Here is a 20,198-nt window from a genome sequence, read left to right on the forward strand (position 1 = left end):
AACGAACACCAAACCCGTCGTGGGTCCAGCGCAGGCTGGGGACGAGACCTTGAGAAGACGGGATTGGTGATGAGTCGACGGCCCCTCACGGCGGCACCCATGACGCGGCGAGGCTTTCTTGCCGCAAGTGTGCTCGGGGGCGCGGCGTTGGTGGCCTGCAGCCGCTCCACCTCTGTCGGGGCCTCTGGCGGGTCTACGGGACCTGGCGCAGTCGCCGCCGCGGAGGCGGCTCGGCCGCACACCGGTAGGACGGTCAACGCGCGCCTGATCGCGCGAGCGGCTGATATCGACCTTGGCGGCACCAAGGCGCACACGCTGGCCTACAACGACCAAGTACCAGGCCCGCTGATCCGGGCCAACGTCGGCGACGACATCGCGATCACCGTCGACAACGGGCTCGATCACGCGTCCTCGGTGCACTGGCACGGGATCGCGTTGCGCAACGACATGGACGGCGCCGCCCCGGCGACCCCCGACATCGCATCAGGCTCGAGCTTCACCTACCGGTTCAGCTCCCCGTATCCCGGAACGTACTGGGCGCATCCGCATACCGGGCTGGACACCGATTACGGTCTGTATGTACCGGTCATCATCGACGACCCGACCGAGCCGGCCCGCTATGACGCCGAGTGGATCGTGATGCTCGACGACTGGACCTCAGGTGTCGGAACCAGCCCCGAGCAGATTTTCCAGGGGCTGCGATCGATGGGCGGTATGGGGCACATGCCGGGCATGGGTGGCATGGGCGCGATGCCCGGGACACCCGGCGTCGGCGGTGTGGGACCAAGCGATCTGCTCGGCGGTGACGCCGGCGACGTCACCTACCCGTACTACCTCATCAACGGCCGCATCCCGTCAGCGGAGACGTCGTTCAGCGCAAAGCCGGGGCAGCGCATCCGTATCCGAATCATCAACGCCGCGGCCGACACCGCGTTTCTTGTTGCCCTGGCCGGACATCGCATGACGGTCACCCATACCGACGGCTTCCCCGTCGTGCCCACCGATGTCGACGCCGTCCTCCTGGGCATGGGCGAGCGTTACGACGTCATCGTGACCGCCGGTGATGGAGTTTTTCCGCTCGTCGCCTCTGCGGAAGGGAAGAGTGCGGTCGCGCGCGCCTTGCTGTCCACGGGCGCCGGCACTGCACCGGATAGCGCGTTCCGGCCCAAGGAACTCACCGGGCGGGTCGGCACCGTCGATATGTTCACTGCCGCAACAGAAGTCCAACAGCGACCCGACAGCGACCTCAGCCTGTCAGCCCGCCTGACCGGATCGATGATGCACTACAACTGGATGATCAACGGCCGGCGCTATGACCAGACAGTTCCGCTGACCGTGCGTCAGGGGCAACGCGCTACCCTGACGTTCGCCAACGACACCATGATGTGGCATCCCATGCACCTGCACGGCCACACCTTCCAGGTGATCAAGGCGGACGGGAGTCTGGGCCCGCGTAAGGACACAGTGATCGTCAAGCCGATGCAGTCCGTCGCCGTCAAATTCGTTGCCGACAATCCAGGAATATGGATGCTCCACTGTCACAACGGTTATCACATGGACGCTGGGATGATGACCCTGCTGAACTACGTCGGCTGATCGAGTCGTGAGGAAGGAGAGGTGCTCATGATGTTCTGGTACGACCACGATTTGAGCGGATGGGGATACGCGGGCATGGCCGTCGCAATGTTGGCGTTCTGGGTGCTCATCGCTGCCGGGATCGTCGCGTTGATCCGGTTCTCTGCGGCGTCTCCCCAACAGCGGACCATACCTCGACCCCCACTGCACGACGAGTCGCCTGAGCAATTGCTTGCGCTCCGATTCGCGCGCGGCGAGATCGACGAGACCGAATATCAACAGCGTGTGGCTATCCTACGAGGAACAAAACGCGAGTGAGCGTCGCACGGCCCTCGACGTCGGCACGCCGATCTGGCGGACCCGCGCGAGGATGGAATTCGGCGCCGCAACCGTAGTCAGATCACAGGCGAAAGCCTGACTCGGCAGCCCTATTTGGTGCCGAACAGCCGGTCACCGGCATCGCCGAGGCCCGGCACGATGTAGCTGTGTTCGTCGAGACCGCGGTCTACCGCCGCGGTGTAGATCGGCACCTCCGGATGGGCGTCGTGCAGCGCGGCGATGCCTTCCGGGCAGGTGAGCAGGCAGACGAACTTGATGGATTTGGGCCGGAACTCCTTGAGTCGGTCGACCGCGGCCACTGCGGAATTGCCGGTGGCCAGCATCGGGTCTACGACGACGACCTCGCGCTCATGCAGGTCGCTGGGCATCTTGAAGTAGTACTCAACGGCGACAAGGGTTTTCGGATCTCGATACAACCCGATGTGGCCGACGCGGGCACCGGGCACGACGGTCAGCATCCCGTCCAGAATGCCGGTACCGGCCCGCAGGATGGACACGAAAACCAGCTTCTTGCCGTCGATGACGGTGCCGGTCGTCGTCTCCAGTGGCGTGCGGACCTCGATCTCCTGAGTGGGCGTGTCGCGCAGCACCTCATACGCCAGCAGCGTGGCCATCTCGTTGGCGAGCCGCCGGAATGTGTTGGTGGACGTTTCCGCCCGGCGCATCAAGGTGAGCTTGTGCTGGACCAGCGGGTGGTCGATGACGTGGACGTCGCGCATCAGAACACCGTGCCATCACTGGCGACGGTCAATGGCGGCAGCCCCCCACGCAACTGCTGGGCCAGTACCCGGCCCGCCGCCCACGTACCGCCTTCCAGCACCCGCGCCAGCGGCATCTGCAGAGCGTCCACCCCGAGCCGGCCGCGGACCAGGGGAGCCAGCTCGTCGAGTAGCGTCACCGTCAGTGCCCGCCACTCGACCACCAATTCGTCTGCTGCGGTGCAGGGCTGGGACGCCCACCCGCCGTCGCGAAGCCGCAGGACTCCGGTATCCAGCAGCAGGCCACCGTTGCGGTACTCGGGCAGTCCGGTCAGCTCGTCGAGATCGGTGACCGTGACGCCCGCCCACCCGAACGGTTCGAGCAGGGAGTAGGTCAGCCACTGCGACAACTTGTGAAACGGCATCCAGCCCGTGGTCAGGCCGGGGCCGCCGAGCGCCGGGTGATACCAGCAATCGCCGAGCGGCTGATCACCGATCATGCTGCCGCCGGGCCAGATTGGCGCCATCGACGCCAGGATCGCGGTGAGGATGGCGTGCGCGCGCACCGACTCATGACCCGGGGCGCGCACCGTGTCGAGTAACCCGCCGGGCCGGCCGTCGGCGCCGAAGACCTCTGGCGCGGCGGACAGGGCCGCACCCAGGCGGCGCAGGATCGCCACCCGGCCGTCGAGCCCTACCAAGGGGTTCGCGGCATCGGCCTGAAACGCATCGGCCAGCTCGGGCACGGTCAGATCGGCCAGGCCCCCGGCATCGACGCGCAGCGGATCGTCGGGGTCCGACGAGAACAGTCCTGCGGCGAACGCGTGAAAGCTGGCCACCCCCAGGCCTTCCGAGCGGCTCAGCCGCAACCCGGTGCCCGGCTCCCGGTAGGACCAGTCCGGCCCGGCGCCGGCGTCGAGCAGCACGCTGACCACGGTGAGATCGACCGTCGCCGTGGCGTCGGCACCGGGCAGGAGGTCTTTGCGATTCACGCCGCCGGCCTCGAAATGGCGCCACCGACTGTGGAACGGGATCTGCAGGTCCGGATAGCTTGCCCGGGTGACGTCGGCGACCAGCGCTGCGGCCGAGTCCAGGCGCTCGTCGTGCACGGTGAACCAGCGCGAGTCACCGGCACGAGCTCGTTCGGTCAGCAGCCGAGCCCGCTCACGGATGGCATGGGTGCTGCGCAGCGCCGCTGCGGCTCCGGCCGGGCTGTCAACGTCGACCTCGATGGCCGAGCCCATCAGCCCTCCAATCCGCGGCCCTTGGCCTTTTTCAGCTCGTCGGCGTCGGGTACCGGTCCGGGCGTGAAGTAGCCGGCCGCCATCTTCGCGTCGATCTCCACCCGGGCGTCGGGCGGGATCAGGTCGTCAGGAATGTTGACGCGCTCGCCCACTTCGATGCCCGAGCCGACGATGGCGTCGTACTTCATGTTGCTCATCGAAACCAGGCGGTGAATCTTTTGTATCCCCAACCAATGCAACACATCTGGCATCAGCTCCTGGAACCGCATGTCCTGCACGCCGGCGACGCATTCGGTGCGCGCAAAGTAAGCCTCGGCGGTGTCGCCGCCCTGCTGGCGCTTGCGGGCGTTGTAGACCAGGAACTTGGTCACCTCGCCCAGGGCGCGACCTTCCTTGCGGGAGTAGGCGACCAGTCCGACGCCGCCACGCTGCGCGCCCAGGATGCACTCCTCGATCGCATGCGTCAGATACGGCCGGCACGTGCAGATGTCGGAACCGAACACGTCCGAACCGTTGCATTCGTCGTGCACCCTGGCGGTCAGCTCGACCGCGGGATCGGCGAGATCGCCTGGGGCGCCGAAGATGTAGAGGGTCTGCCCGCCGATCGGTGGCAGGAACACCTCCAGGTCGGAGCGGGTAACCAGTTCGGGATACATGCCGCCGGTCTCTTCGAACAGGACGCGGCGCAGGTGTGCCTCGCTGCATCCGAATCGTTCTGCGACACCGGGCAAGAACCAGACCGGCTCGATGGCGGCCTTGGTGACCAGCGCCGCGCCGCCGGGCAGTAGCACCTTCCCGTCGGGAACCAGCCTGCCCTTGTCGATCGCGTCGGCGATCTCGGGCAGGATCACGTGCGCTTTGGTCACCGCGATCGTCGGGCGGATGTCCTGACCGGCGGTGAGCTCGGCGGCGAACGCGTCGGCGACCATGGCGCCCCACGGGTCGAGGCTGACGATCGCCGCGGGGCGGCTCCACTGCGGGTAGGGGCCGATGCTGTCGGTCGGGGAGGTGTTCGTCAGGTCCGCCCGGTGCTCGCGGGAGAGTGCACCGGCCGCGACGGCCAGGGCGCGGTAGACGCTGTAGGACCCGCTGTGAGTGCCGATGACGTTGCGGTGGCTGCGGGTGCTGGTGGTCCCGATCAGCGGTCCGCGCTCGCCCGCGGTGGGCGCACCCCATCTGATCGGCAGAGCGTCATCGGCACCGCGGTGCGATGTCAGCCGGATGTGGCCGGGGCTCTTCGCTTCGGCGGACATGTGCCCTCCTCGTGGAAACACGCCAGCTTAGTCACGATCGCCGGCGTTCACATCCCGAAGCGAGCGCCCCGCACGGCTTGGACGGCCGACGGCGGCCCGAGGACTTCGACTTGCGCCGCAGCCTGACGCCCGAACAGATAGAGGAGCAGCTCGCCGGGTGGCCCGCTGAGCACCGCCGTCGATTCGCCGGATCGGACCGCGATGCGCTCGGGGGTCCCGGCCCACACGATGTCGAGACCCGCCCCGCGCACGCGCCTACTCAAGAAGCGACTGCCGCGCTGAACGTTTCGCCACAGCGCCGCCTGCAGCGCGGGAGTCAGATCCTCGCGCGGGCCGAGCCCGTTGGCCCGGCGGACGTCCTCGTGGTGGACGAAGAACTCGTTGAGGCTCGGGAAGGAGCGGACCCACGGGACCCGGAAGAAGCCCGGCGGGGGACCGGACCGCAGGCGTCCGACCAGCCAGCCGAACTCGTGCCGCTCGACCATGGCCGCAGTGCGGCGTTCGGCCAACCGGGCAAGGGGACCGGGAAGAACCAGGCCAGGGGCGGCCACCGGATCCCGTTCTCGGAGCAGCAGGTGGGCGGCGAGGTCCTTGGTGGTCCACCCGTCGAGCAGGGTGGTGGCGTGCGGTCCGAGCGTGTCGAACAGATCGCACAACGCCACCCGCTCCTGGGCGTCGAAAGGACGATCAGCGCTCGGCATAGACGGCCCTCTCGATTTCGGACACCTCGGTGTCCCGTCCGGCGGGGTTCAGGTATCGGGCCGCATAGTCGGCGGGACCGACCTGGTCGACCTCACGCCAGCCGTACTCGGCGAGAAACGGGCCCACTTGCTCGGGCTGGAGCCCGAAGCGCCACAGCTCGTTGTCGACGACGAACTGGCGGCGGGCCCGGGCGGCCCCGTACGTGTGTTGCCCGGTGAGGAAGTCCTTCCGGACGAAGGTGAACGCGAGCCCACTACCGGCTGGCGCCTGGGCAAGATAGTCGAACGTTCGGCGCACGGCTGCCTCGGTGAGGTACTGCGTCACCGCCTCCCAGACGTAGAACGTGCGTCGGTCGGTGCCGAATCCGGCTCGCCAGAGGCTCGTGGAGAGATCGTCGGTCTCGAAGTCGACGGGCACCAGCGTGACATCGGGCGGGATTCGGCCGAACGCGCGGTGCAGCGCGGCGCCCTTGCGCCTGGTGTTGGCGGGCAGGTCGACTTCGTACACCGGGATGCCGGCCAGCTCCGGCAGCCGGACTGCTCGGGTGTCATACCCGGCACCTAGAATCACCACGGCGTCAACACCTTTGGTGATCGCCGCACGCAGCTGGTCGTCGATATAGCGCTTGCGGCACAGGAAGCTCGCCCACCCGCCTTCGAGTTTCTTGTCGGTGGCCGACTTGAATGCGCTGCGCACCGGCGACCACCGGGTGAGGGCGGCCGCCACCCGCCCGGACGTCGGGAGCAGTTGTGCCGCCCACGGGTCGTGCACCAGGGGCACCGGCTCGTACTGGTCGGCGGCCACGACGATCATCGGTCCGATCGCGGTCTGTTCGGCTGGATTTCCCATTGCGTACTCCTGGTCATCGAGACAGGTCAGGTGTTCTTGGCCACGAAGCGACGAAACAACGGCCAGGCGATGGCCAGGTTGTAGCCGGTCCCGGCAAGCAGGTATGGCCACCACGTACCGTGTTCGGTGGCCAGCCAGAACGCCTTCGCAGCCCAGTATGGCGGCAGCACACCGAACAGCACACTCCAGTTCGAGTGGATGAACCACGGCAGGCAAGGGAGGCCGGCAATGAGCATGCCCAGTCCGCGTAGCGCCGCCAGACCCTGAATCTTGTTGCTCGCCAATGTGATGATCAACAGCAGCGTCACGACCGCCGACAGCCCGGCCAACAGTCCAATCGGAACCAGTGCCGGTGCGACGCCGGGTGCCAGGATGCCGCTGAACGACATGGTCGCGAAGACATAGGCCGCGGTCACCACGACGACCGTGGCGGCCCGGTAGGCGAAGAATCCGCCGAGTGGGACCGGCGTCACCCTCAGCGCAGCCAGTGTGCCGGCGTCGACCTCGTCGAGTACGAGAAATGCGGCCAGCCCACCGACGATCACGATGCTGGTGAGTAGCAGGAACGCGGTCAGCACGAGCGGGTAGTAGGGAACGAGATCGAAGTTGTAACGCTGTGCCAGCATGGTGGTGAAGCGGGGCGTCAGGACCGCGACACCGGTGGTCCAGATGACCGGTGCGACGACGATCATGACCAACAGCGGGTCGCGGTATGTACCGCGAATGTCGTTGCGGCCGAATGCCAGTGCCGCCCCCGCGGTCATCAGAGCAGGTCTCGGCATCACAGCCCTCCTGACTGCGCGATCACGTACCGGGTGAACATGTAGCGTGCGGTGTACGACAGGACGACCACCCAGGCGAGCGGGTATGCGAGCGAGTATCCGATCTGCCATGGTGCAAGCGAGACCTGATCGAACGCGGCGCCGAACAGCAGGAGCGGGCCTTGCGTGGGGACGAGATATGTCAGCCCGCTGGTCCACACATTCGAGAAGAAGAGCACCGGCGGCACGGTGAGCACCGCGAGCGGAATCGTCTCCGCCAGAAACCAATCGCTGATTGAGGCGAATGGAAGCGAGGTGGTGAAGCCGACGAGAAGCATCAGGCTGGTTCCCAGCACCGTCCCTACGATCAGGGGAAGCGGTTGATAGCCGAATCCGTGGCTGATAGTCGGGACGACCAGTGCGACCGACAGTGAGATTCCCACCAACGGAGTCACTTTCGCCGCCAGATACTCCCAGAATCGCAGCGGGGTCGACACCAGCGCGCTGAGCGTGCGTTCCTGCTTCTCGAAGAACACCGTTCCCGCGACGAAGAAGAACCCGATGATGCAGGTATCGCCGAGCAGGATGTACGGTTCGGCGACCGGGCGCAGGTTAGGCGACAGCGGCAGGAGAACTGCCAGCCAGATGAGGCCGGAGAATACGGCGGCATGCAGAAAGCGTTGTCTGACTTGCAGAATCACTTCGAGCCGGAGGGCATGTGCCAGCCGCGTCACGTCAGCTGCCTGCCGGTGATCTCGACGAACACGTCATCGAGGCTGGCTTCCCTGCTGTGAATGGTCTCGACGTGATGGTCACGTAACAGCCCATGAAACTCTGGGTCGTCGGCCAGGCCGGCCATCGGGAATTCGGCGCTCGCCAAACCCCCGTCCGTACCGCGGTATTCCACGCGGACCAAGCGCTGGCTTCGCGCGATCTTCAATTCCGAGGGCGTGTCGAGCGCGACGATCCGCCCGTCGACGACGAAGGCCACCCGATCGCACAACTCGTCGGCGGTCGCCATGTCGTGTGTGGTCAGAAAGACGGTGCGCCCGGTTGCCTTCACGTCGCGGATCATGTCTTTGACCGTGCGTGCGTTCACCGGATCGAGCCCGGAGGTCGGCTCGTCGAGGAACAGCAGTTCGGGATTGTTGAGAAGCGCTCGTGCGAAGGTCAGGCGCATCTGCATTCCCTTGGAGTACTTGCCAACCCGGACGTTGGCGGCCTCTGACAGCCCGACGGCGTCGAGCAGCCCGGCAGGGTCCCGGGTGTCGCCGTCGTAGAGCGCCGCGAAGAACTGAAGGTTCTCCAGGCCGCTGAGCTTCTGGTAGTGGTTGGGTAATTCGAACGACACACCGATGCGTTGGTAGTAGTCGGGGCCCCACTCCAACGGATCCTTGCCCCACACCGATGCCGTTCCGCCGTGCCCGCGCAGCAGACCGATCAGCAGCTTCTGGGTGGTGGACTTCCCCGCACCGCTGGGGCCGAGAAACCCGAAGATCTCGCCGCGACCGACGGTGAAGTCCATCTCCCGGATCGCCGGCTCGGCCGACTTCGGATACCGAAAGGTGAGGTCCCGAACGCTGATGACGTCGGAGTCGCGCATCCCTGACTGGCCCCTCTCGTGGGTGCGCGCGGCGCGCCGATCGGCCGCCACCGCACAACGGCGGATATCAATTCCGACCAGACTTCCCGGAGCCGTTCAGCACCTTACTCCACGAGCGAGGCGTCACCTAGTACATGGGGCTAGGGCGCTACGAGCACCCTGATCGGATTTCCCTCGGCGTGCTCGAGGATGCGGATGCCATCCGCGATGTCCTCGAGCGGGATGATCTGGCTGATCGAGCGCGTCAGATCCAGCCGCCCGCGGGACACCAACTGCGCCAGCGTTTCGATGTCGGTGTTGTGATAGCCGAGGTGGCCGAGCACCTGGCGTTGCACCAGGTTGAACATCGACGTCGGCCCGATCGTCGGGCACTCGGCACTCATGCCCACCCCGACGAGTCGGCTGCCGATCGTCAGCGAGTCCAGTGCCTGCTCGAAGGTGACTTTCAGCCCGACCGCATCGAACGCGACGTCGAGCTTGCGGCCGCCGGTCGCTTCGGCCAGCTTGTCGGCGAAAGCGGGGTCACGGGAATCGAACGCGTAGTCGGCCCCGAGTTCCAGCGCGCGATCGCGCACCGCGGGATTGATGTCGACGGCGATCACCGGCACCGCGCCGACCAGGCGGGCCAGCTGCACGACGTGCGTGCCGACGCCGCCGACACCCCACACGCCGACGGATTCACCGACCGCGACCTTGCCGGTATGCACCACCGCACCGAACGGCGTCGACACCGCGTCGGCGAGGATCGCGGCCTGCTCCAGCGGCACGTTGTCGGGCACCCGGGTCAACCCCGAGGCCTGCGCGACGGTGTATTCCGCCCATGCGCCGTCGTAGGCGAAGGCCATCAGCTGAATTCGCATGCAGTTGGCCAGATCACCGCGGCGGCAGTTGGCGCACGTCCCGCATGGCCGGCCGGCGGCGACCACGACCCGGTCGCCCTCCGACCATCCGGTGACGCCCGGGCCGAGCGCGGCGATGGTCCCCGCGGCTTCGTGTCCCTGGGTGACCACGGGGCGCTGGGCCGGGAAGGTGCCGTTGATGAGACTGAGGTCAGAATGGCAGATCCCGCAGAACGCCACCTTGACCAGTACCTCGCCGTCACCGGGCTCGGGGATCGGAACATCCTCCAGCACAACAGTTTTAGTGTCGGCATAAAAGCGTTCGGCACGCATCGTGGCCATGGCGTCCTCCTCAGGTCAGTCACAAACGTACGCCGGGCGGTCGTCGACGGTGGCTAGAGTGGCCATCATGGCCAGGATCGCCAAAGCTGAGGCCGTCGACCTCGACACGCTGCTGGACTTCGTGCGGCCCCGACACCACATGGTGCTCATCACCTTCCGCCTCGACGGTTCACTGCAGAGTTCACCGGTCACGGGCGGGGTCGACGAGCACGGCCGCCTGGTGATCTCCAGCTACCCGCAACGAGCCAAATCGGTGAACATCCGCCGCAATGGCCGGGCTAGCGTCGTGGTGCTGTCCGATGAGTTCGACGGCGCCTATGTGCAGATCGACGGCCCCGCGGAGGTGATCGACCTGCCCGACGCGGTCGAGCCGCTGGTCGACTACTTCCGCGCGGTGGCCGGCGAGCACCCGGATTGGGACGAATACCGCGAGGCGATGGTCAAGCAGGGCAAGTGCCTGATCCGGGTGACACCGCAGACCTGGGGTCCGGTGGCCACCGGCGGCTTCCCCCCGTCGTGAGCCGGCCGCACCAGCGCGACGGGGTCAGCTGCGGCCCCAGTGTCGCGGTGATGGCCGGCGCCCTGCTCGACCCCGACTACGGCGGCCCGCTGCGCTCCCGGGACCCGCAGCCGTGGTTCGACGCCGAACAGGTGCGGGTGCACCGCGCGATCAATGTGGTGTGGCCGCGAGCGCTGGGGGCCACGCCCGCGGGCATCGCCCGGGCACTGACCGTGCACAGCGCATCTCGTGGCGTGCACTACCGCTGGCGGCCGGCCCGCTGCGCTGACCGGCTGTCCGACGTGTGCGTCGCCGTGGCGGCCGGCTGGCCGGTTGCCATGCTGATCGGTGCGGTCCTACCCCGGCATTGGGTGCTACTGACCCAACTCGAGGGTGCGGTATTCCGTTGCTACGAACCGTCCTCCGGTGCAGTTCTGGACATTCCGATCGATGACATCCGCCGGGGCCGGTTGGTACGGCCGGGCTTTCCGCGCGCGTTCGCGTTCGTCGTGCCGCGAATCGGTTGAGAAGTCGTTCTCAACCAAGCATTTTCGGGCCAAGCAGTGCCAGTGAGACGGCCAGCGCGGGCTCGATGATATCGGTGACGGGGTCACCGTCCTCCACGGTCTGTGCCGTCAGCTCGCGGAGGCCACCCACCAGGATGACCGCTGCCGCACGGGAAATCGGTGGCAGTCCAGCCGATCGGAAGCCTTCGTTCGACGACAGGTCGACGATCATCGCGGCGAGGCGGGCAAACCCGCGGCGCAGGGTCGGCCGGGCGTACTCGCCAAGGGCGGGCAGTTCGCGGATCCAGCTCAACGTGATCGCCCGCCGCTCGTCGATGTGGTCGACGTACGTGACGACCGCCTGCCGGACCTGTTCGCGCCAGGGTGCCTGCGGATCGACGGCAGCGCTGATCGCCTCGACGAGTTCGTCGTTGTTGGTCGTGAGCAGTTCGGCGAAGCAGTCTTCCTTCGTCGGGAACTGACCGTAGAAGGTGCGCTTCGAGGTCCGGGCGTGCCGGACGATGTCGGCAACCGTGGTGTCGCGGTACCCCCGCTCCTCGATCGAGGCCGCCATCCCCTCGAGCAGCCGCCGCCGGAAGTCGTGATCGGGTCCGACGGCCACCGCGCCGTCAACAGCCGTCGTGGTCATCGGATCTCCTTTCCAGAGCGCTCTTGTCATCGCTGGTACCGAAGGGTACCGTACCTCACAACCTCGTGGTACAACGCGGTACCACGTCAGTGCTTGGGAGGGCCTCACCGATGAGCGAAGCGCCAACTGTCGGAGCCGCCGGGCCGGCGACATCGGGCAGAGATCGTCCGGTCGCCACCGAACCGAAGCTGCCGCCGAGTCCGGGTCTGCCGAGTGCCCTGCTCAAGCTCGCTTTCGTCGCCGCACGCCGGCCGACGACGGAGTGGCTGAGCCGCCGTTACGGCCGCAGTCTCACCTTGCAGGTTCCGGTATTCGGGAACACCGTGGTGGTCACCGACCCCGCGCTGACCAAGCAGATCTTCACCACCAGTCCCGACGTGTTGTACAACATCCAGCCCAACCTGAGCCGGCTTCTGGGCCCCGGGTCGGTGTTCGCCCTGGACGGCGTCGACCATCGGGTTCGCCGCAAGCTGCTCACCCCACCGTTCCACGGCAAGAGCATCAAGGCCTACGAACAGATCGTGGTCGAGGAGACGCTGCGGGAAGTCGAATCGTGGCCGCAGGGAACAGAGTTCGCCACCATCGAGCCGATGATGCACATCACCCTCAACATCATCCTGCGGGCGATCTTCGGTGCCGACGGCGCCGAGCTGGAGCGCTTGCGTGACCTGATCCCGAGGTGGGTGACCCTGGGTTCGCGGCTTGCCGTGCTGCCCGCGCCCAAGCGCGAATTGTCTTGGACGCCTTGGGGAAAGCTCGCACGGTTCCGTCGTGAATATGAGGGTCTGGTCGACATCCTGATCAGCAGGGCGCAGGCGGACCCGAACTTCGAGGAGCGCACCGACGTGCTGTCGCTGTTCCTGCGCAGCAGCTACGAAGACGGCTCGACGATGACGCGCGGTGAGATCGGCGACGAACTGCTGACGCTGCTGGCCGCCGGCCACGAGACCACGGCTTCCACCCTGGCGTGGTCCTTCGAGCGGATCTCGCGGCATCCGGAGGTGTTGCGCCGCTTGGCCGCCGAGGCCGACACCGACGAGAACTCGTATCGTCAGGCCGTCATCTACGAGGTCCAGCGCAACCGTACGGTCATCGATTTCTCCGGTCGTCACGTCATGGCGCCGATCTACGAATTGGGCGAATGGCGGATACCGCAAGGCTATTCGGTGATGGTCAGCCTGAGTCAACTGCACGAAAACCCGGAAATGTTCCCGGATCCGGAGCGTTTCGATCCACAGCGATTCGTTGACACCAAGCCCAATACCTTTGCCTGGGTTCCATTCGGCGGCGGTACCAGGCGCTGCATCGGCGCTGCCTTCGCCAACATGGAGATGGACATCGTCCTGCGGACGGTGTTGCGCAACTTCACGATTGCGACCACGAACGCTCCGGACGAGAAATGGCATTCGCGCGGTGTGGCCTTCGTCCCGAAAAAGGGTGGGCGCGTCGCCGTCTACCGACGGCGCTGACGCGCCGAGTGTGCGGCCTCATACGGCAACCGCGGCGTGTTGCGTAGGAAACCGCACACTCGGTGGCGAAAGCGAACCCTAGACCTGGGCTCGCTTCGGTAACTTCCAGCCCGGCCGCGGGAAGTGGCAGGTGTAGCCGTTCGGGTAGTGCAGCAGATAATCCTGGTGCTCGGGTTCGGCATCCCAGAAGTCACCGGCCGGGGTCACCTCGGTGACCACCTTGCCCGGCCACAGCCCAGAGGCGTCCACGTCGGCGATGGTGTCCAGAGCGACCTGCTTCTGCTCGTCGTCGAGGTAGAAGATCGCCGAGCGGTAGCTGGTGCCGACGTCATTGCCCTGCCGGTTCTTCGTGCTCGGATCGTGGATCTGGAAGAAGAACTCCAGCAGTGCGCGGAAGTCGGTCTGGGCCGGGTCGTACTCGATCTCGATCGCCTCGGCATGGCCGGGATGGTTGCGGTAGGTGGGGTGATCGTTCTGGCCGCCGGTGTAGCCGACTCGTGTCGACACCACGCCGGGCTGCTTCCGGATCAGATCCTGCATGCCCCAGAAGCAGCCGCCGGCCAGGATCGCCCTCTTCGTATCGCTCACGCGTCCTCCTTGAATAGCTGGGTGTAGTCGCCGTAGCCCTGGGCCTCGAGGTCGTCGAGGTGGATGAACTTCAGCGAAGCCGAGTTGATGCAGTAGCGCAACCCTCCTTGGGCGCGCGGGCCGTCTTTGAAGACGTGTCCCAGATGGCTGTCGGCGTTGGCCGAGCGGACCTCGGTGCGGACCATCAGGTGACTGAAGTCCCGTTTGGTCACGACGTTGGACGCAGCGATCGGTTTGGTGAAACTCGGCCACCCGGAGCCGCTGTCGAACTTGTCGACCGAGGCGAACAACGGTTCGCCCGAGACGACGTCGACGTAGATCCCCGGCTCGTGGTTGTCCCAGTACTCACCCGTGAAGGGGCGTTCGGTGCCGTTCTCCTGCGTCACCCGATACTGCTCGGGGGACAGCGCGGACACGGCAGTGGGATTGCGGTGATAGGCGTGCGACATGCCCCGTTCAACCTCAACTGCCATTCAGATAGTTCCCATGTCACAGTTCCGTCAGACCTGACGCGCGCTGCAGCCCGCCAGGCTCGGTGTCACAATTGGCCGGCCGGCAAACGAGGCCGGGTCTGACCAGGAAAGTTCGGCGTGATGTCGCTTCGCCAAATCTGCGGACCCGTGTGTGTCGGAGGCGGGATCGCATGGCTCGGGTAAAGCTGCTCGCCTACACCGGCAGTGACTTTCACGGTCCCCAGCAGATCCGGTTGCTGCGCATCTATCTGGGTCTCACGACCTTCCTATACACCTACGGCGTGGTCTTCAGTGTCCTGCGCGTCCGCAAGGATCTGCTGTACGGAAATCCGACCGGGGGCATTCTGGCGATCGTGCTCGGCGTCGCGGCCCTGGCCTGGCTGGCGATCAAGCCGGACAAGCCGGGGCCGGCAACCCTGGCGGCCATCATCGCGACGCCCTTGGTGATGGCGTTCCACATCGCGATAAGCGCCGAGCTGGCCTGCTTGATCGCGCCGATGTTCCTGGCGATGTACCTGCGGGCGTTCTATCCACCCCGGCGGGCCATGGTGCTCATCGGGTTTCTCACGCTCGCCGCGGTCGGGGCGCTGGCCGTTGCGCCGATGCCCAAGCTCTACATCGACTACCTCATCTGGGTCATCGCGATCGTCGGTGCGGGTGAGTCGTTCGGACTGGTGATGCGTGCTCTGGTCACCAGTGCCTGCACCGACCCGCTGACCGGTCAGCTGAACCGGGCCGGATGGGAGATCGCCACACGCGATCTCCTGGTGCGCCGGAGATCGTCGACGTCGACCATCTCGGTCGTGGTCATGGACCTCGACGGCTTCAAACAGATCAACGACACCCTTGGCCATCTCGCCGGTGACGAGCACCTGGCCAGTCACGCACGCCGCTGGCGTGAGCTGCTGCCGGCCGATGCGGTGCTGGCCCGCCTCGGCGGCGACGAATTCGCCGTGTGCATCCCTGACCGCACCGAAGCTGCGGCGTCGGCTGCGGAGCGGTTCGTCGCCGAGGTCGGGCGACACACCCCCGACACGAGCGTCGGGATGGCCTCACAACGCGGGGATACCGCCGACGTCGCGACGTTGTATGCGCAAGCCGACGCCAGGCTGTACGCCGCCAAGGGTCGCAACCGCCGCAAGACCGACCGCTGAGCGGGCTTGCTGCTGAGGCAAAAGCCGTGTGTGGTGTCTGCGAGGGTGGGTACCGCAAGCACATGATGATTCGGTGGTCGGTCCTTTTTGTCGGTGTGGTGGCGTTGGCCGTGGGCGTGGTCGGACTCGTTAGCCCCGTCTCGGCCGGACCGGCGAATGTGCGCTGCGGCAGCGCTGTCGCCCAGGACCTCTCCGCCGCCCGGCAGGCAACGGTACTGGGCGGAGCGAACATGCCCGGCCCGCCGGCCGTGCCGGAAACCCCCGGCCTGGCCGAACCCCATGACGACGACATCATCGTCAACACCGACTACGTGTCGTTGTGCCGAAAGGACTTGACTGATCGGCGAATCTGGACCATCGCGCTCGTGGGAGTAGGCGCAATCGCGGTACTCGGGATCGGACTGGCAGCCGTTTTGTCCGGGCGATCGCGCCGTGAAAGGGCCGCCTCGCAATCGGCGGATACCCTCGACAAAGGGTGATAGAACGTGTTCTAGTTTGAAGCTGTGGCGCGATTCTCCCGTGAAGAACTGACCGAAGCTTTCGCCGTTTTCGAGCAGACCGTCGCCGAGGCGGCCCGCACCCAGGACTGGGATGCCTGGGTGAGTCACTACACCCCCGACGTCGATTACATCGAGCACGCGATGGGCACGATGAAGGGCCGGGACCAGGTGCGGGCCTGGATCACCAAGACCATGGGCAGCTTTCCCGGCAGCTACATGACGGAGTTTCCGTCGCTGTGGACGGTGTACGACGAGGACACCGGCCGGGTTATCTGCGAGCTGGACAATCCGATGCGCGATCCCGGCGACGGCACGATCATCAGCGCGACCAACATCTCGATCGTCACCTACGCCGGTGACGGACTGTGGTCGCGCCAGGAGGACATCTACAACCCGTTGCGGTTCCTGCAAGCCGGCATGAGGTGGTGCAAGAAGGCCGAGAAGCTGGGCACCCTCGACGAGGAGGCGGCCGCCTGGATGCGCGCCAACGGAGGCATGAAGTGAGCGCCAAGCTCGTCATCGGAGCCAATGGATTTCTCGGCTCGCACGTCACCCGTCAACTCGTGGCCGATGGCCACCAGGTCCGAGTCATGGTGCGTGCCAACGCTTCCACGATCTCCATCGACGACCTCGACGTGCAGCGGTTCGTCGGCGACATCTGGGACAACGACGTCCTGCGCGAGGCGATGGCCGGTGTCGACGACGTCTACTACTGCGTCGTCGACACCCGCGGCTGGCTGCGCGATCCCGCGCCGCTGTTCCACACCAATGTCGAGGGCACCCGCAACGTCTTGGATCTCGCCAGGGACGCTGGGCTGCATCGCTTCATCTTCACCAGCAGCTATGTCACCGTCGGGCGTCAGCGGGGCAAGACGGCGAGCGAGACCGACATGATCTCCGACCAGGGCCTGACGCCGTATGTCCGGTCCCGGGTGCAGGCCGAGGAACTGGTGTTGCGCTACGCGCGCGAGTATGGCCTGCCCGCGATCGCGATGTGCGTCTCGACCACTTATGGCACCGGCGACTGGGGCCGCACCCCGCACGGCGCCATCATCGCCGGGGCGGCATTCGGCAAGCTGCCCTTCGTCATGGGCGGCATCGAGCTGGAAGCCGTCGGGGTCGAAGACGCCGCCCGCGCGATGATCCTGGCTGCCGAGCGCGGCCGGGTCGGCGAGCGCTACCTGATCTCGGAGAAGATGATCAGCAACGCCGAGGTGGCCAGGATCGCGGCCGTGGAGGCCGGGGTTCCGCCGCCCGCCAAGACGATCCCGCTGCCGCTCGCCTACGCGCTGGCCGCACTGGGCACCGCCAAAGCCCGGCTGCAGAAGACCGACGAGAAGTTGTCGCTGGGCTCGCTGAGGCTGATGCGCGCCGAGGGCCCACTGGATCACAGCAAGGCCGTCCGCGAACTGGGTTGGCAACCCCGCCCGGTGGAAGAGTCTGTCCGGGAGGCCGCCCGTTTCTGGGTCGGGTTGCGCGAAGCCAAGCGGCAGGCGAAGGCAGCCAAGCGGGACTGAACCGGGCAGATGGCGAATTCGTGTCCCGCGTATGACGCCTCGCATATCTGCCTTGCTCGCCGGCCTGCTGGTGCTGACCGCGTGCTCGGCGGGAAGCACACCTGCTCCGTCACCCACATCGTCGCCGGCGGCATCGCCCACCGCGGTGCAGCCGGCCTCCGGTCCGGCGATCACCATCTCGGGTATGACATTCACCTCGCCGTCGGCGGTGGCGCCGGGCGCCACGATCACCGTCACCAACTCCGACTCGGTCGAGCACTCGGTCACCGCCGACACCGGCAACGCGTTCGACGTCGAGGTCGACGGCAAGGGCACGGCCACCTTCACCGCGCCGACCCAGCCCGGAACCTACCCCTACCACTGCACATACCACCCGTCGATGCACGGGCAACTGATCGTCGGTTGATAGGGGACTAGCCTGAACCGGGTGTCGAAGATCCCGGTCGATCTGAGCGGACCGCCGCAGACAATGCTCGCGACGCTGTACGCGAAAGCCCTTGACGCACAGCGACAACAGCCGATCCTCGGCGATGTATGGGCCAAGGATGCGGTCGATCGCATCGACTACGACTGGACCAAGACGACGATCACCGACCGCATGTCTCCGTCGGTCACCACCCGTTCGCTGCACTTCGACGGCTGGGCGCGTCAGTTCCTGGCCTGCCACGACCGCGCGGTTGTCCTGCATCTCGGCGCGGGCCTGGACAGCCGGGTCTACCGGCTCGATCCGGGGCCGGGCATCGAGTGGTACGACATCGACTACCCGTCGATCATGGAACTGCGCGAACAGATCTACCCGCCGCGGCCGCACTATCACCGGGTTGCCGCCTCGGTCACCGACCCGGGCTGGCTGGACGAGATCCCCGGCGATCGTTCGGTGCTCGCCCTCGGCGAGGGCCTGACCATGTACCTCACCGAATCCGACGGCATCGCATTGCTGCGCCGGATCGTCGCGCATTTCCCTTCCGGGGAGCTGCAATTCGATGCGTTCAACCGGTTCGGCATTCGCAGCCAGTGGGTCAACTCTGTGGTGCGCCGGTCAGGGTCGACGCTGCACTGGGGCATCGACAGTCCCGGCGAGATCGTCGCGGCGGTGCCGGGCGTGCGACTGCTGGCCTGGGTGTCGCCGTTCGAGTCGCACGCCTTTCGGGACGTGTCCCTGGCCTACCGCATCATGGCCCGGGTGATGGGAAAAGTGCCCGCACTGAGAATGATGGCGCAGTACCACCGCTACGCGTTCTAGATTCGAACCATGTCCACGATCAACGGTGCCGTCTCGCACTGGTTCACCGAACTGCCCCACCCGCGCCCCGCCCTGCCGGGCGACCGCGATGCCGACGTCTGCATCGTCGGTGCCGGCTACACCGGGTTGTGGACCGCCTACTACCTGAAGCAGGCCGACCCCTCGCTGCGAATCACCGTGCTGGAGGCGCGTTTTGCCGGGTTCGGCGCGTCCGGGCGCAACGGCGGCTGGCTGTCCGGGCTGGCGCCGGGCCATCGTGGATTGTTGGCCAAGAAGTACGGCCGCGACAACGTGGTGGCCTGGCAGCAGACCCTCAACGCGGCTGTCGACGAGGTCATCGCGGTGGCGGCCAGGGAGAACATCGACGCGGACATCGTCAAGGGCGGAAACCTCGAGGTCGCACGTAACCCGGCCCAGGCCCGACGGCTGCGCGCCGAGGCCGACGAGGACCGCGAATGGGGAATCGGCGGCATCGAGGTGCTGAGCGCCACCGAAGCCGCCGCGCGGGTACGGGTCGACAGCCTGGTGCTCGGCTCCTTCAACCCGCACTGCGCGCGGATCCAGCCGGCGAAGCTGGCCCGCGGGCTGGCCGATGTCGTGCAGCGGCTCGGCGTCACGATCTACGAGCAGACCCCGGTGACCGAGATCAGCCCGGGGCGGGCGCAGACGCCGATGGGTACGGTGCGGGCGCCGATCGTGTTGCGTGCCACCGAGGGCTTCACGCCGAGAATGCGCGGCCTGCGCCGGCGCTGGCTGCCGATGAACAGCGCGATGATCGCCACCGAACCGATGTCCGACGAGATCTGGGCAAGTATCGGCTGGGAGGGCCGTGAAACCGTCGGCGACCTGGCCCACGGATTCTTCTACGCACAGCGCACCGCCGACAACCGCATCGCGATCGGCGGCCGGGCGGTGCCATACCGCTACGCCTCCCGCATCGATCGCGACGGCGCCGTCGGCGCGGACACCATTGCGTACCTGACCGGTGTGCTCAACACCGTCCTGCCGCAGACCCGTGGCGTCCCGATCGCGCATGGCTGGTGTGGCGTATTGGGTGTGCCGCGCGATTGGTCGGCCGGCGTCAGCCTGGACCCCGCGACCGGACTGGGCGAGGCGGGCGGCTACGTCGGGCACGGCGTGACGGCGACCAATCTGGCCGGCCGGACCCTGACCGACCTGGTTCTCAAACGATCCACACCGTTGACCGGGCTGCCGTGGGTCGGGCACCACTCGCGGACCTGGGAACCGGAGCCGTTCCGCTGGCTCGGCGTGCGCGGGATGTACACCGCATACAAGGTGGCCGACCGCCACGAGTCGGGTGGGCGAGCGACCACGTCGCCGATCGCCGTTGTCGCCGACGCCATCGCCCGCCGGCCCTGACGGGAATCATGGATG

24 protein-coding genes are annotated in these 20,198 nt (G+C 66.7%); 12 read left to right on the forward strand and 12 right to left on the reverse strand.

Features of this window, described 5'->3' with window-relative positions; genetic code table 11:
* The first annotated feature begins 99 nt into the window (after window positions 1-99).
* Both HPC46_RS12405 and HPC46_RS12410 read left to right on the forward strand, forming a co-directional pair.
* Window positions 100-1,596, forward strand: coding sequence for a multicopper oxidase family protein (locus tag HPC46_RS12405; protein WP_325096646.1), 1,497 nt, complete (start codon window positions 100-102; stop codon window positions 1,594-1,596).
* Between the two features lie 27 nt (window positions 1,597-1,623).
* Window positions 1,624-1,893: an SHOCT domain-containing protein gene (locus HPC46_RS12410; RefSeq protein ID WP_179470182.1), complete on the forward strand. Its 270-nt coding sequence runs from the start codon at window positions 1,624-1,626 to the stop codon at window positions 1,891-1,893.
* 110 nt (window positions 1,894-2,003) lie between these two features.
* Here the strand turns inward: HPC46_RS12410 and upp are convergent, their stop codons facing one another.
* From upp to HPC46_RS12455, 9 genes are all read right to left on the reverse strand, one after another.
* Window positions 2,004-2,633 carry a uracil phosphoribosyltransferase gene (gene upp / locus HPC46_RS12415; protein ID WP_179470184.1) on the reverse strand — a complete coding sequence of 210 codons (630 nt, stop codon included), beginning with the start codon at window positions 2,631-2,633 and terminating at the stop codon, window positions 2,004-2,006.
* Complete coding sequence (locus tag HPC46_RS12420) at window positions 2,633-3,856, reverse strand: URC4/urg3 family protein (protein ID WP_179470187.1); 1,224 nt, start codon at window positions 3,854-3,856, stop codon at window positions 2,633-2,635. The genes upp and HPC46_RS12420 overlap by 1 nt, the downstream gene beginning before the upstream one ends.
* Entirely contained in the window at window positions 3,856-5,109 is a 1,254-nt protein-coding gene (locus HPC46_RS12425; protein ID WP_179470189.1) for a GTP cyclohydrolase II, read from the reverse strand. The genes HPC46_RS12420 and HPC46_RS12425 overlap by 1 nt, the downstream gene beginning before the upstream one ends.
* Before the next feature lie 47 nt (window positions 5,110-5,156).
* Window positions 5,157-5,810, reverse strand: coding sequence for a TIGR03085 family metal-binding protein (locus HPC46_RS12430; RefSeq protein WP_179470191.1), 654 nt, complete (start codon window positions 5,808-5,810; stop codon window positions 5,157-5,159).
* Window positions 5,797-6,660, reverse strand: coding sequence for an SAM-dependent methyltransferase (locus HPC46_RS12435; protein ID WP_179470193.1), 864 nt, complete (start codon window positions 6,658-6,660; stop codon window positions 5,797-5,799). Before HPC46_RS12435 ends, HPC46_RS12430 begins: the two co-directional genes overlap by 14 nt.
* A gap of 26 nt (window positions 6,661-6,686) precedes the next feature.
* Window positions 6,687-7,442, reverse strand: a complete 756-nt coding sequence (locus HPC46_RS12440) for an Rv2686c family ABC transporter permease subunit (RefSeq protein WP_179470195.1) — start codon at window positions 7,440-7,442, stop codon at window positions 6,687-6,689.
* Window positions 7,442-8,155, reverse strand: coding sequence for a fluoroquinolone export ABC transporter permease subunit (locus HPC46_RS12445; RefSeq protein WP_179470197.1), 714 nt, complete (start codon window positions 8,153-8,155; stop codon window positions 7,442-7,444). The genes HPC46_RS12440 and HPC46_RS12445 overlap by 1 nt, the downstream gene beginning before the upstream one ends.
* A complete protein-coding gene (locus HPC46_RS12450; protein ID WP_179470199.1) occupies window positions 8,152-9,024 on the reverse strand; it encodes an ABC transporter ATP-binding protein in 873 nt (290 codons plus the stop codon). The genes HPC46_RS12445 and HPC46_RS12450 overlap by 4 nt, the downstream gene beginning before the upstream one ends.
* A gap of 140 nt (window positions 9,025-9,164) precedes the next feature.
* Window positions 9,165-10,205 carry a zinc-binding dehydrogenase gene (locus HPC46_RS12455; protein ID WP_179470201.1) on the reverse strand — a complete coding sequence of 347 codons (1,041 nt, stop codon included), beginning with the start codon at window positions 10,203-10,205 and terminating at the stop codon, window positions 9,165-9,167.
* Window positions 10,206-10,272: 67 nt separating this feature from the next.
* Here HPC46_RS12455 and HPC46_RS12460 point away from each other — a divergent pair, with 67 nt between their 5' ends.
* Both HPC46_RS12460 and HPC46_RS12465 read left to right on the forward strand, forming a co-directional pair.
* Window positions 10,273-10,725, forward strand: a complete 453-nt coding sequence (locus HPC46_RS12460; RefSeq protein ID WP_179470203.1) for a PPOX class F420-dependent oxidoreductase — start codon at window positions 10,273-10,275, stop codon at window positions 10,723-10,725.
* A gap of 50 nt (window positions 10,726-10,775) precedes the next feature.
* A complete protein-coding gene (locus HPC46_RS12465; RefSeq protein ID WP_233716401.1) occupies window positions 10,776-11,231 on the forward strand; it encodes a hypothetical protein in 456 nt (151 codons plus the stop codon).
* Window positions 11,232-11,241: 10 nt separating this feature from the next.
* On the opposite strand, the gene HPC46_RS12470 is transcribed toward HPC46_RS12465, so the two are convergent.
* A complete protein-coding gene (locus tag HPC46_RS12470) occupies window positions 11,242-11,859 on the reverse strand; it encodes a TetR/AcrR family transcriptional regulator (protein ID WP_179470205.1) in 618 nt (205 codons plus the stop codon).
* A gap of 110 nt (window positions 11,860-11,969) precedes the next feature.
* On the opposite strand from HPC46_RS12470, the gene HPC46_RS12475 reads away from it, so the two are divergent.
* Entirely contained in the window at window positions 11,970-13,328 is a 1,359-nt protein-coding gene (locus HPC46_RS12475) for a cytochrome P450 (RefSeq protein WP_179470207.1), read from the forward strand.
* A gap of 78 nt (window positions 13,329-13,406) precedes the next feature.
* Here HPC46_RS12475 and msrA read toward each other — a convergent pair whose 3' ends face one another.
* Both msrA and msrB read right to left on the reverse strand, forming a co-directional pair.
* Window positions 13,407-13,916 (reverse strand): peptide-methionine (S)-S-oxide reductase MsrA, encoded by a 510-nt coding sequence (msrA, locus tag HPC46_RS12480; RefSeq protein WP_179470209.1) that lies wholly within the window; start codon window positions 13,914-13,916, stop codon window positions 13,407-13,409.
* A complete protein-coding gene (msrB, locus tag HPC46_RS12485; protein ID WP_179470371.1) occupies window positions 13,913-14,365 on the reverse strand; it encodes a peptide-methionine (R)-S-oxide reductase MsrB in 453 nt (150 codons plus the stop codon). The genes msrA and msrB overlap by 4 nt, the downstream gene beginning before the upstream one ends.
* A gap of 194 nt (window positions 14,366-14,559) precedes the next feature.
* Here msrB and HPC46_RS12490 point away from each other — a divergent pair, with 194 nt between their 5' ends.
* The 7 genes from HPC46_RS12490 (at window position 14,560) to HPC46_RS12520 (ending at window position 20,183) form a co-directional block, all read left to right on the forward strand.
* Entirely contained in the window at window positions 14,560-15,543 is a 984-nt protein-coding gene (locus HPC46_RS12490; protein WP_179470210.1) for a GGDEF domain-containing protein, read from the forward strand.
* A gap of 62 nt (window positions 15,544-15,605) precedes the next feature.
* Window positions 15,606-16,022, forward strand: a complete 417-nt coding sequence (locus HPC46_RS12495; protein ID WP_179470212.1) for a hypothetical protein — start codon at window positions 15,606-15,608, stop codon at window positions 16,020-16,022.
* 24 nt (window positions 16,023-16,046) lie between these two features.
* Window positions 16,047-16,547 carry a nuclear transport factor 2 family protein gene (locus HPC46_RS12500; protein WP_179470214.1) on the forward strand — a complete coding sequence of 167 codons (501 nt, stop codon included), beginning with the start codon at window positions 16,047-16,049 and terminating at the stop codon, window positions 16,545-16,547.
* Window positions 16,544-17,560 (forward strand): NAD-dependent epimerase/dehydratase family protein, encoded by a 1,017-nt coding sequence (locus tag HPC46_RS12505; protein ID WP_179470216.1) that lies wholly within the window; start codon window positions 16,544-16,546, stop codon window positions 17,558-17,560. The genes HPC46_RS12500 and HPC46_RS12505 overlap by 4 nt, the downstream gene beginning before the upstream one ends.
* 31 nt (window positions 17,561-17,591) lie before the next feature.
* Window positions 17,592-17,966, forward strand: a complete 375-nt coding sequence (locus HPC46_RS12510; protein WP_179470218.1) for a cupredoxin domain-containing protein — start codon at window positions 17,592-17,594, stop codon at window positions 17,964-17,966.
* 63 nt (window positions 17,967-18,029) lie between these two features.
* The gene (locus tag HPC46_RS12515) at window positions 18,030-18,803 is read left to right on the forward strand and encodes a class I SAM-dependent methyltransferase (protein ID WP_407665497.1); all 774 of its coding nucleotides are present in this window, start codon (window positions 18,030-18,032) and stop codon (window positions 18,801-18,803) included.
* A 9-nt stretch (window positions 18,804-18,812) separates the two neighbouring features.
* Window positions 18,813-20,183, forward strand: a complete 1,371-nt coding sequence (locus HPC46_RS12520; RefSeq protein ID WP_179470220.1) for an NAD(P)/FAD-dependent oxidoreductase — start codon at window positions 18,813-18,815, stop codon at window positions 20,181-20,183.
* Window positions 20,184-20,198 lie beyond the last annotated feature (15 nt).

It is taken from the genome of Mycolicibacterium vinylchloridicum, assembly GCF_013404075.1.
GTDB classification, from domain to species: Bacteria; Actinomycetota; Actinomycetes; order Mycobacteriales; family Mycobacteriaceae; genus Mycobacterium; species Mycobacterium vinylchloridicum.